The sequence below is a fragment of the Novosphingobium subterraneum genome, assembly GCF_000807925.1.
Taxonomy (GTDB): Bacteria; Pseudomonadota; Alphaproteobacteria; order Sphingomonadales; family Sphingomonadaceae; genus Novosphingobium; species Novosphingobium subterraneum.
This window is the reverse complement of record NZ_JRVC01000012.1, coordinates 147056-158710: the sequence shown is the minus strand read 5'-3', so window position 1 is coordinate 158710 and position 11655 is coordinate 147056. Positions and strand designations below refer to the sequence as shown.

Annotated in this window: 10 protein-coding genes; 5 read left to right on the top strand and 5 right to left on the bottom strand. The window is 63.3% G+C overall.

Annotated elements, in window-relative coordinates; all coding sequences use genetic code 11:
* Window positions 1–25: 25 nt before the first annotated feature.
* Together NJ75_RS13260 and NJ75_RS13255 are read left to right on the top strand one after the other, a co-directional pair.
* Window positions 26–478 carry a PadR family transcriptional regulator gene (locus NJ75_RS13260; RefSeq protein WP_236727144.1) on the top strand — a complete coding sequence of 151 codons (453 nt, stop codon included), beginning with the start codon at window positions 26–28 and terminating at the stop codon, window positions 476–478.
* A gap of 86 nt (window positions 479–564) precedes the next feature.
* Window positions 565–1017, top strand: a complete 453-nt coding sequence (locus NJ75_RS13255; protein WP_039335234.1) for a hypothetical protein — start codon at window positions 565–567, stop codon at window positions 1015–1017.
* Window positions 1018–1026: 9 nt separating this feature from the next.
* Here NJ75_RS13255 and NJ75_RS13250 read toward each other — a convergent pair whose 3' ends face one another.
* Window positions 1027–2217: a glycosyltransferase family 4 protein gene (locus tag NJ75_RS13250; RefSeq protein WP_039335294.1), complete on the bottom strand. Its 1191-nt coding sequence runs from the start codon at window positions 2215–2217 to the stop codon at window positions 1027–1029.
* Between the two features lie 172 nt (window positions 2218–2389).
* Here NJ75_RS13250 and NJ75_RS13245 point away from each other — a divergent pair, with 172 nt between their 5' ends.
* Window positions 2390–3016 carry a hemerythrin domain-containing protein gene (locus NJ75_RS13245; protein ID WP_039335232.1) on the top strand — a complete coding sequence of 209 codons (627 nt, stop codon included), beginning with the start codon at window positions 2390–2392 and terminating at the stop codon, window positions 3014–3016.
* 112 nt (window positions 3017–3128) lie between these two features.
* Window positions 3129–4022, top strand: a complete 894-nt coding sequence (locus NJ75_RS13240) for an outer membrane protein (RefSeq protein WP_039335230.1) — start codon at window positions 3129–3131, stop codon at window positions 4020–4022.
* A 634-nt stretch (window positions 4023–4656) separates the two neighbouring features.
* Here the strand turns inward: NJ75_RS13240 and typA are convergent.
* Window positions 4657–6483 (bottom strand): translational GTPase TypA, encoded by a 1827-nt coding sequence (gene typA / locus NJ75_RS13230; protein WP_039335228.1) that lies wholly within the window; start codon window positions 6481–6483, stop codon window positions 4657–4659.
* Window positions 6484–6893: 410 nt separating this feature from the next.
* Between typA and NJ75_RS13225 the strand changes: the two genes are divergently transcribed.
* Entirely contained in the window at window positions 6894–9584 is a 2691-nt protein-coding gene (locus NJ75_RS13225; RefSeq protein WP_039335227.1) for a TonB-dependent receptor, read from the top strand.
* Window positions 9585–9659: 75 nt separating this feature from the next.
* Here the strand turns inward: NJ75_RS13225 and NJ75_RS13220 are convergent, their stop codons facing one another.
* From NJ75_RS13220 to infC, 3 genes are all read right to left on the bottom strand, one after another.
* Window positions 9660–10346: a hypothetical protein gene (locus NJ75_RS13220; RefSeq protein WP_407668287.1), complete on the bottom strand. Its 687-nt coding sequence runs from the start codon at window positions 10344–10346 to the stop codon at window positions 9660–9662.
* A gap of 154 nt (window positions 10347–10500) precedes the next feature.
* Window positions 10501–10800, bottom strand: a complete 300-nt coding sequence (locus NJ75_RS13215; RefSeq protein WP_039335290.1) for a hypothetical protein — start codon at window positions 10798–10800, stop codon at window positions 10501–10503.
* Window positions 10801–11119: 319 nt separating this feature from the next.
* Complete coding sequence (infC, locus tag NJ75_RS13210; RefSeq protein ID WP_039335224.1) at window positions 11120–11641, bottom strand: translation initiation factor IF-3; 522 nt, start codon at window positions 11639–11641, stop codon at window positions 11120–11122.
* Window positions 11642–11655: the final 14 nt, after the last annotated feature.

The following is an 11655-nucleotide window of genomic DNA, read 5'->3' as shown; positions in this document are numbered from 1 at the left end:
ATGAGGCGGTCGTCGGGGCGGGCGCATGTTCGGTAGCGGTGAGCTTCGCCTGCTTCTGCTGCATCTCGTGGCAGAACAGCCGCGCCATGGCTATGACCTGATCCGCGCGATCGGCGAGCTTGCCAGTGGCGAATATGCGCCAAGCCCGGGCGTGGTCTACCCTACGCTCAGCCTGCTGGTTGACGAAGGGCTGATCGCGGAAGAGGCAGGTGAAGGCCCGCGCAAGGCTTTCGCTGTTACCGACAGTGGCCGGGCCGAACTGGTTGGCAAGGATGCGGAAATCGACGCGGTCCTCGCCCGGCTCAAGGCGCTGGGCGAACAGCGTGATCGTGCGGACAGTCCGCCGGTCCGCCGGGCAATGGGCAACCTTCACGCAGCCGTGCGCAATCGCGTCATGGCAGAAGGTTTCGATACCGAGACTGCCCATGCCATTGCCGACATCCTCGACGAGGCCGCACGCAGGATCGAACGCCTCTGATGCTCCATGAATCCGCGCTTTCGCGCCGCTTTGAGGATGCATTGGGCCATGATATCCTCTCCCCGGGTAACAGGGGGAGAGGACCCATGGATAACCTGCAAGACAATCCCGTGAAGACACCGGGCCATCTCTGGGCTGTCGGCGTGATCAGTCTGTTATGGAACAGCTTTGGTTGCGTCGACTACGCGATGAGCAAGCTCGACCCGTTTGGTTACATGAAGTCCGTCGGCATGACTGAAGCCGAGATCGCCTACATGCTCGCCATGCCCGCCTGGCTCAGCGCGTTCTGGGCGCTTGGTGTCTGGGGTTCGCTGGCAGGCTCGCTCCTGCTGCTGGTGCGTTCGCGCCATGCCGTTACGGCATTTGCGGTTTCGCTGGGCGGCCTTGCCGCAAGCCAGCTTGCGCATCTTCTCGACAGCACGATGCCCACATCCATGAACTCGGGCGCAATGATGGCGATGAACCTCCTGATCTGGGGCTCGCTCGTGTTCTTCCTGTGGTATGCGATCCGGATGAAGGCTGCAGGCGTGCTGCACTGAGCCTGGCGTCTATTGACCCGCCCGCGACTTGGACTTCTGGCGCACCAGCCTGAGGTAGGTATCGGCGACTGCCTGATTGATCCGGTCCCAGGAGAAGTCGAGACTGCGTTCCTCGCCCGCCATGCCGTGGCGGGCGCGAAGCCCTGCGTCTTCCACATAGCAACGCAGCGCCTCGGCAAACTGGCGGACGGCACCCGGCGTGATCAGGCGGCCCGATACGTTGTCGTCGACGAGGCTCTGGCTTCCGGTCGCTGCTGCGGCAACGACCGGTACGCGGCAAGCCATTGCTTCAAGAGTGACGTTGCCGAAGGTCTCGGTGACCGACGGATTGAAAAGCACGTCCATGCTCGCGACCGCGCGGCCGAGATCGTGCCCGCCCTGGAACCCGGCGAAGACCGCATCGGGCAACCGGGCGGCAAACCAGTCGTGTGCCGGGCCTTCACCAACCACGAGCACGCGATGTTTGACGCCCTTGCGCACCAGCTGGTCGACCGAGTCGGAAAAGACATCGAGGCCTTTCTCCATGACTAGGCGGCCAAGGAAGCCGATCACCACTTCGTCATCACCAATGCCGAGCGAGCGGCGCCATTCGAGACTGCGCGCTCCGGGGTGGAAGATCTCGCGATCGACCCCGCGCGACCAGATGTCGATGTCGTAATTCATCCGCTGGTCGCGCAGCACCTGCGCCATCGATTCCGACGGCGCGACCAGCGCATCGCAGCGGCGGTAGAAGCGACGCATCAGGGCTTCGACCACGGGTTCGGCCCAGGCCATGTTGTAGTAGCGGAAGTAGGTCTCGAACCGGGTGTGGACCGAGGCGAGGATGGGAAGCCTGCGGTGTCGCGCCCACGAAACCGCGCGGTGCGCGACGACGTCGGGTGAGGAGACGTGCACGACGTGGGGGGCAAACGTGGCCAGATCGCGGCGGATGCGTGGGGACAGGGCAAGCGGGAAGCGATACTCGGGACGGCCCGGGATCGCGAACGAGGGTACACCGATCAGCGTGCCGGTTGCCTCGAAGGCGGGTTCATCCACCTTGGGGGCATAGATGCGGACATCCGCGCCCTGGCGCAGAAGATAGCCGACGAGGCGGTTCAACGCCTGGTTCGCGCCATCGCGGACGTAATTGTAGTTGCCGCTGAACAGCGCGACGCGCAGCTTTGAAAGATCGGTCGGGAAGGGGGAGTTTGCCTCGCTCATCGGCTGCGCCATAGCCGGGCCGAAGCCGAATGGCGAGTGACGGTGACCGATTTGCGCGACTTTTGCGCGGTTCGCGTCAGGCGTTGCACGACTGGCCGAGCGCTGCAACTAGCCTTGGAACTGACACCAAGCCTGTCCGCTCACCCTGCAAGGCTCAGCAGGAGTGGAGCAAATGTCCTTTCTCGACAAGATCGTAGCCGTCATCACCCCACCTGAAAGCGATGAAGATCGTCGCGAGGCGCGAGACAAGGCGCAGGCCTTGGCGCGGCCCGGCGACTGGATGACGCATGCGCTGGAACATCATCGCCGCATCGAGGCATGCTTCGAACTGGCGCTGGGCGCCAATTCCGTCGCCGAGCGGCGTGCCGCACTGCGCGACCTTTCGATGGTGCTGACCGCGCATGCCAATGCCGAAGAGGCAGTTCTCTATCCAGCGATGGCCAATGAGAGCAGCAAGGCAAGTGCTGGGCTGGCGTTCGAGGAGCACGCGATGACGCGCATCCAGATGGGCGCATTGGAGACGCTTGATCCGATGGGCCAGGACTGGCGCGACAAGCTTGGCCATATCCGCGGTGCTGTGCTCCACCATGTCTACGAGGAAGAGGGCAGCCGCTTTCCGGAGCTGCGCCACGCCATAGATCCGCAGGAAGACAAGCGGCTGACGCGGCGGTTCCTTGAGGAATTCGATCGCTACATGGGTGCCCAGGCTTTCGAACAGCCGCGGCAGATGGCGGCGGAAATTCCGAAGGATACCGGAAACCGGAATCCGCCCAGCAATTGGGGCGCGGCGGACTACTGAACCTGCCCCAAGTGCCGTACCCGTCCGATCCGGTGCGGTTTTGCGGAAACCAATCCCGCTCGCAGGGATTGGGGCTGCACGACCGGTCTCAGGCAATCCAGAGGGAATATCAATGACTTCGAAGAGCATTTTTACGTGGCCGCTGGCCGCGACGCTGGCGCTCGTCGCCGCTCCGGCCATGGCGCAGGACAGCATGGACAATTCCGACACCACGATGTCCACGGCCACCACCGCCGATGGCTTTGATCGCGACAGCCACTTCGACGGAGTCTACATCCAGGGCTTTGGTGGCATCAGTCTGCTCGGCAATAATCGTGGCCAGTTCGAGTTCGATACCGATCGCGATGGCAACTACGGCAATACCGTCCAGACGACGACAGGCGCCAATGCGTTCTCGCCTGGCTTCGCCAATTGCGGTGCCCAGGGCGCACAGCGTGGGGCTGGATGCGTGGCCGACAAGCAGGGAGCGGAATACGGCGTTCGCGTCGGCTTCGATGCGCGGTCGGGCAACATGGTGTTCGGCGGCCTGATCGAAGGTTCGCGCAATGAATCGATCTATCGCTCGACCGCTTTCAGCACCACGCCGGCGTCCTACCGTATCGACCGCCAGCTCGACTACGCCATTTCGGCGCGCGCGCGCCTTGGCTATACCCCGGGCGGCGGCGCTCTGTTCTACGTCACCGGTGGCGGCAGCTACGCCAAGATCAATCATGATTTCTCGACCACCAATACCGCCAATTCGTTCACCGAGCGCGACGACGGCAAGATGATCTGGGGCTGGCAGGCTGGTGGCGGCACCGAGATCATGCTGTCGAACAACCTGTCGCTGGGTTTGGAGTACCTCTACAGCCGGTATCAGGACGACAAGTATGAAGTCGAAGTGGGCCAGGGGACCGCGCCTGCGACCAACCCGTTCCTGCTGAACGGCGGCGGGACCAACCTGCGGGTTGCCGACCGGGTGTTCGACACGCACGCCCTGCGCGCTACTGTTGGCCTGCGTTTCTAAGAACGAGACGAAATACCTGCTGCGCGCCAGAAACGCGCGGGAAAGCGAACCCGGAGAAGCTGCGGCGACATGCATCGCCGCAGCTTTTTCGTGTCCCGCGCGGCCCGCATGGGCATCGCGCCGGACCTCGTCGACCGCCCGGCGGGCGCCAGAGGGTTGACGCTGTTTACACAGTTCAGGAGCGCAATCGCGGGCAAGCGATCGGGGCAGATCGATTGGCTGTGGGAATGCGCGGCCTGCGCCTTCCAAGAGGGCGTCGTTCAGGCGAATCAGCATTCCCGGAACCTGGCCACCCCCGGCCCATCCTGCCTGCAGGAGCGAGGAAAATCGGCGGTTTTCCGGTGTTTGAGCGGTGGTGGTGTTGGCGGGCAGCGTGATGGGGGCAGGGTGCGACATGGCGGGGATGCTATGTCAGCTGATGCCTTGTAGGACAGCGGTTTTTGTGCCTGTTTTGTTCAGGAAAGCTGGCGATTGTTCGCCATTTATGCTGACGTGGGCGTCAGCATCCCGTGGTGGTGAATGCCCACCCCGAACCCTTCCGCCTGCCGGTGCGGAGAAGGTTGGAGCGGCTCTACGCACGTCGCTTGACGGACAAGCAAAAGGGCGGCCCGAGGGAGCCGCCCTTTGTTATTCCTTATGCCGCTTCCTTCTTCCGCGACGCCTTCTTGCGCTCGTTCGGGTCGAGGATGGCCTTGCGGATGCGGATCGACTTTGGCGTGACTTCGACCATTTCATCGTCGTCGATGTAGGCGATGGCCTGCTCCAGCGTCATGATCTTGGGCGGGGTCAGGCGGATGGCGTCGTCCTTGCCGCTCGAACGGAAGTTCGTCAGCTGCTTGGACTTCATCGGGTTGACCTCGAGGTCTTCCGGCTTGGCGTTCTCGCCGATGATCATGCCTTCGTAGAGCGGGGTGCCGACGCCGACGAAGAGGATGCCGCGCTCTTCAAGCGGACCAAGCGCATAGGCAACGGCTTCGCCGGTGCCGTTGGAGATCAGCACGCCGTTCTTGCGGCCCTCGATCTTGCCCTTGTGCGGACCGTACTTCTCGAACAGGCGGTTCATGATGCCGGTGCCGCGGGTGTCCGAGAGGAATTCGCCGTGGTAGCCGATCAGCCCGCGCGAAGGGGCCGAGAACGTGATGCGGGTCTTGCCGCCGCCCGAGGGGCGCATGTCGGTCAGCTCGGCCTTGCGCATGGCCATCTTGTCAACCACGGTGCCCGAGTGCTCGTCGTCCACGTCGATCATGACGGTTTCGTACGGTTCGAGCAGGTTGCCGTCCTCGTCCTTCTGGAACAACACGCGCGGGCGGCTGATGCCGAGTTCGAAGCCTTCGCGGCGCATCGTCTCGATCAGGACGCCCAGCTGGAGTTCGCCACGGCCGGCGACTTCGAAGCTGTCCTTGTCGGCCGATTCCGTGATGCGGATGGCGACGTTGGATTCCGCCTCGCGCTCCAGACGGTCGCGGATCATGCGGCTGGTGACCTTGCTGCCTTCGCGGCCTGCCATCGGGCTGTCGTTCACGGCAAAGCGCATAGACAGGGTCGGCGGGTCGATCGGCTGGGCCTTGATCGGCACGGTGACTTCCGGCGCGGCGATGGTGTTCGACACGGTGGCGACGGTGAGGCCGGCGAGGGAGATGATGTCGCCCGCGCGGGCTTCATCGACCGGCACGCGATCGAGGCCACGGAAGGTCATGATCTTGGAAGCGCGGCCGGTTTCGATGACCTTGCCGTCCATGTCGAGCGCACGGATCGGATCGTTGACGCGGATCACGCCCGACTGGACGCGGCCGGTGAGCACGCGGCCAAGGAAGTTGTCACGATCCAGCAGCGTGGCGAGGAAGGTGAACGGTGCGTCTTCATCGAGGTTCGGCGGCGGCACGTGATCGACGATGAGCTGGAACATCGGCTCCAGCGTGCCTTCGCGGCGATCGGGATCGGTGCTGGCATAGCCATTGCGGCCCGAGGCGTAGAGCACGGGGAATTCGAGCTGTTCGTCGTTGGCATCGAGCGTGACGAAGAGGTCGAACACTTCGTCGAGCACTTCCTGGATGCGCTCGTCCGGACGGTCGACCTTGTTTACCACGACGATCGGGCGCAGGCCGAGGGCGAGCGCCTTGCCGGTGACGAACTTCGTCTGCGGCATCGCGCCTTCCGAGCTGTCGACCAGCAGGATCACGCCGTCGACCATCGAGAGGATACGCTCCACCTCGCCACCGAAGTCGGCGTGGCCGGGCGTGTCGACGATGTTGATGCGCACGCCGTTCCATTCGATCGAGGTCGGCTTGGCGAGAATGGTGATCCCGCGTTCCTTTTCGAGATCGTTGGAATCCATCGCGCGCTCTTCCACGCGCTGATTGTCGCGGAAAGTGCCGGACTGGCGGAAGAGCTGGTCGACGAGCGTGGTCTTGCCGTGGTCAACGTGGGCGATGATCGCGATATTGCGCTGCTGGGCGGACATGAAAACGGGCTTTCAGTTGGAATCGGCTGGAGTCGGCACAAGCAAGGCTCGCTCCGGTTTCGGCGCGCGCTTACTCGCAATTGTGCGTTGCGGCAAGCACGCTTCTATAAAGGCATGCGTTGCAGCGAACACGCTTCTGTAAAGGCCTGCATTGCTACAAGCACGCTGAATGCGGGAAGGCGCGTTGCGGCAAGCTGGGCGTGGAACAGCAGCCAAGCGGTTGCAGGTGTGACTATCATGCAACAGCGCATGAAAATGCATGGGGACCGCGAAGGATTTCATCGAACTGGAATTGTTCGCATGTTTTCCGCGCCCTAGAAGGTCGGGTGGGAAACAGGATGACCTTCCGGCCGGATGACGGCCACCGTCCGGCGAAGGCCCGGCGGGTGAATAGAGGAACAGTTTTGCAGATGAAATCCTTGTATGCCGGTCGTGCCGGCCAGGCCGCGCTTCTTGCTGGAGCTTGCGGACTTGCTCTTGCGTTTTCCGCCACCGCCCACGCGCAGGACGCTGCCGTCGCGGCCGAGGAGGAAGCTCAGCCGGCACCGCCCGCGCCCGATCAGGCGGCAGAGGGCAACGAGATCATCGTCACCGCCACGAAGCGCGAACAGACCCTGCAGGACGTGCCGATTGCCGTCTCTGTAACGAGCGCGAAGACGCTGGAGCAGGCGCAGATCCGCGATCTGAAGGACCTGACGAGCGTGGTGCCCTCGCTGCGGGTGACGCAGCTGCAATCGAGCGCGAACACCAACTTCATCATCCGCGGCTTCGGCAACGGCGCCAACAACGCCGGTATCGAACCATCGGTCGGCGTGTTCATCGACGGCGTCTACCGCTCGCGCTCTGCCGCGCAGATCGGCGACTTCCCCGACGTGCAGCGCATCGAAGTGCTGCGCGGGCCGCAATCGACCTTGTTCGGCAAGAATGCCAGCGTCGGCGTGATCTCGATCGTGACCGCCGCGCCCAAGTTCGACTTCGGTGGCAATGTCGAGGCGAGCTACGGCAATTACGATGCGGTCGTGCTCAAGGGCGTGGTCACCGGGCCGGTGACGGACGGGCTGGCGGTGAGCCTTGCCGGCGGCGTCAACAAGCGCGACGGGTACAACAAGGACCTCGGCACCGGCAACGAAACCAACGAGCGCAATCGCTGGTTCGTGCGTGGCCAGGCGTTGTGGGAACCCAATGCCCAGGCGCGGGTGCGCCTGATCGGCGATTATTCGAAGATTGACGAGAACTGCTGCGGGGTGGTCAACCTCCGGCCCAGCTCTGCGACGCAGGCGATCCGTGCTCTGGGCGGGCGCGTCAACGGACCTGACGAGATCTACGCCAACCGGGTCTATTCGAATATCGATTCGGTCAACGACATCGAAAACTGGGGGGCTTCGGGTCAGGTCGACTACGACTTCGGTCCGCTGACCTTCACCTCGATCACTGCCTACCGGCGGTTGGACGCCTTCACCAATCAGGATTCCGACTTCACCAGTGCGGATCTGATCGGGTTCAATGCACAGGATCAGGGCATCAAGACCTTCACGCAGGAACTGCGTGCGGCCACCAACATGGATGGCCCGCTCAACTTCCTCGTAGGCGGATATTACTTCAACGAAAGCATCCGTCAGTCCAACCAGCTTGGCTGGGGCGAGGACGCGCGCGGTTATGCCGACGTGCTGATCCGGGGGCTGACGCAGAACACCCAGTCGCTGTCGAGCATCGAGGCGACGATCAGCGGGCTGACCGGCACCAACTACACGGGCCGGTTCTTCGTGGCCGGGCAGAAGCTGGACGAGCGCTATCGCCTCAAGAATGAGGCTTTCTCGGTCTTCGGCCAGGCAGACTTCAAGATCGGTGACCGGCTGACCGTGACGGGTGGCATCAACTACACCAAGGACAAGAAGGACTTTGCCGCCTCGGCAACATCGTCTGACGTGTTTGCGAACCTCGATCTGGTGCAGATCGGCGGCACGGCCTTGAGCCGCGGCTTCATCTCGACCGCGCTGGGCACGACGGACCCGCTGGCCATTGCCGCCTTCGCACAGGCCAATCCGACGGTGTTTGCCAACCTGCAGGCCCAGGCTTCAGGCTTTGCGGCGCTGAACGCGAACCTTTCGACCCAGCAAGCGGCTGCGGACAGCAATCCTCTTACGGTCGGCAATCCGCTGCTGGCGCTGCAGGATCTGCAATATCTGCCGCCCTTCCTGGCCGTGCCCAACGCGGTGGAGCCGGGCCGGACCCGTGACGACAAGTTCACCTACATCGTCCGCGTTGCCTATGACCTGACCGACGACATCAACGTCTATGCAAGCTATGCGACGGGTTTCAAGGCGAGCTCGATCAACCTCTCGCGCGACAGCCGCCCGCTGCTGAGCGATCGCGACGCGCTGATTGCGCGGGGACTGACAGTCGTCAACCAGACCTATGGCAGCCGGTTTGCCGGCCCTGAAAGCTCCACCGTCTATGAAATCGGGCTGAAGGCTGACTGGGGGCTGGTCACGGCAAACCTTGCCGCGTTCGACCAGCGGATCAATGGCTTCCAGTCCAACACCTTCACAGGGTCGGGCTTCGTGCTGGCCAACGCCGGCAAGCAGTCTGTTCGCGGTATCGAGTTCGAAGGCACGGTGAAGCCGGCCAAGGGCTGGCAGTTCAACGTGGCGATGACCTACCTTGATCCGAAGTACGACAGCTTCGTGCTTTCGGCGGTGGGCGACCTTTCGAAGACGCGACCGGCAGGCATACCGGCCATCTCCTCGACTTTCGCGGCGAGCTATGACCATGAGTTCGACAGCGGCCACCACCTGATCCTGCGCGGCGACTTCCATTATGAATCGCCGGTGCAGATTGCCGAGGGGCTGCCCGGCTTCCTCGATGGCGGCACGCGCGTGGCGATCGAAGCGGCGCGGCCGTTCCGCCGTGAAGTGAACGAGGCCAATGCCTCGATCACCTGGGCCATGCCGAGCGGGTTCGAACTGACGCTGTGGGGACGCAACCTGACGGACAACCGCTATCTCCTGCAGATCTTCGATACCCCGGCCCAGCCCGGATCGATCTCTGGCTATACCAGCCAGCCGCGCACTTATGGCGTGGCGGCACGCTACCGGTTCTGAGGCGCGGGCTTCGGAAGGGGGAAGGGGAGCTTCGGCTCCCCTTTTTCGCATCAGGGCTGCCGCCGAGCGGCCAGGTCAGCGGCTGGGCGTGCTCTCGGCTGTTGCGACCTGTGCGGGGGTGAAGGGCCTGGCATGAAGTGGCGGGAAGGCGTCTTCCAGCGGCTTGCTATCGGGCAGGATGTAGACGTAGCCGCCTTTCTTGCCGAACATGGGGGCGATCTTGCCGTTGTAGAGCGCCTTGGGGACGTTGATGCAGCCGAAGGTTATGCGGTTGTCGTCCACGTCGGGCGAAAGCATGCGTTTGGCCCGGTTCTCCTTGGGATTTCCCGGCGGGATGGTGTGGATGGCGACCGAGGTGGCGTAATCGACCCAGAGAACGCGGGTGTTTCCCGCAGCCTTGCCGAAGCGGGCAAGGAAGCGACCGGCCGGGGTGGTCTTCTCGGCGGGGCCGATTTCGGCAAGGCTCTTGTTTCCGACGCCAGGCGTGGCGTCGTCACCCAAGGCGCGGCCGATCAGCACCGGACCGAAGCCCACCGGCTTGCCGCTCGCATCGAAGGCGAAAACCGTGGCGCTTGGCTTGTCGATCACGAGGAAGGGCAGCCCGTTGTTGTCTGCGGTCTCCGTCACCCATGACGTCACGCGTTGTGTCGGGATCGTCAGGTCGGGCAGTTGGACGGGCTTCTGGACGGATTTCGTGCTCTTGCGCTTTTGCGCCTTGGCCTTCGAAGCTGTCGCCGTTGCCGCTTCGGCGGGGTCGGTCATCACAGAGGGGAGAGCCAGCGCCAGGCCGGCAAGCGCCGCAAGAGCCTTCATCATTTCGAACTTCACTCGCACCAAAGACGAAAAACCGGACAGGCCTTCCCTGGTTGTCTGACCACAGAAGACCTGTCTGGCACTTTAACGCGACAGTGGCCGATTAGTTGCGCGGACGCTTCTGCTGGGCCTGCATCATGCGCTGGTCCATGCTGTCGACGCGGCCAGTGAGCTGGTCGAGACGCTGGGTGTTGGTCTGGGCCTGCGCGTTGGCGGCCTGCGCTTCGCTGCGGGCAGCCTGGGCAACGCCGTCAGTTGCCTGGAGGCGGCTTTCCACGCCATCGATACGCTGGTTGACCGTGGCGATCTGCTCGTTGACGTAGCCCTTGGTGGCGCAACCGCCGAGGCCCAGCGAGCCAGCGAGAATCGCAACGGCGGGGATGATCTTGAGAGACGGCGTCATGTAATGCTCCTTGATGAAACCTGTTGGTTTTTTGGCGAACCGCAGCGGCAACGCGCAGATGCGCCAAACAGACATGGTTGAATCGGTGGAGCGTTGGTTGGTGGGGGCGAGTTGCGGAACGCGCGCCAGGGCGTTTCGGGGCGTCGATGACCGGTGTGCAGGCAAGGCGATCCGGCAGAGTGCGGATTGCAGGTGGCGAATGCCCACCCCCCGACACCTTCCGGCTGCGGGAAGGGTAGATAACTGTCGCCTGTTCGGAAACGAAAAGGGCGCGCCTTGCGGCACGCCCCTTGCGGTTTGCATAAGCGCGGTCTCGGGCCTACTTCGGCGCGAGGACCATCAGCATCTGGCGGCCTTCCATGCGGGGGAAGGCTTCGATCTTGGCGATTTCAGCCACATCGTCCTGCACCTTGCGCAGGAGGTTCATGCCGAGCTGCTGGTGCGAAAGCTCACGGCCGCGGAAGCGCAGCGTGATCTTCACCTTGTCGCCTTCACCGATGAACTTCACGACGTTACGCATCTTCGTGTCGTAATCGTGGTCATCGATGTTCGGACGCATCTTGATCTCCTTGATCTCCTGCGTCTTCTGGCTCTTGCGCGCGAGGTTGGCCTTCTTCTGCGCCTCGTAGCGGAACTTGCCCACGTCGAGGAACTTGCAGACCGGCGGATCCGCATTCGGGGAAACTTCAACGAGGTCGAGGCCGACTTCGGCGGCCTGTTCGATCGCTTCACGGGTGTACATCACACCCAGGTTCTCGCCGTTCTCGTCGATCACGCGCACCTTGGGCACGTTGATCATTTGGTTGTAGCGAGGCCCGCTCTTGACGGGGGGCGCCATCATGCGCCGCGGTGGGG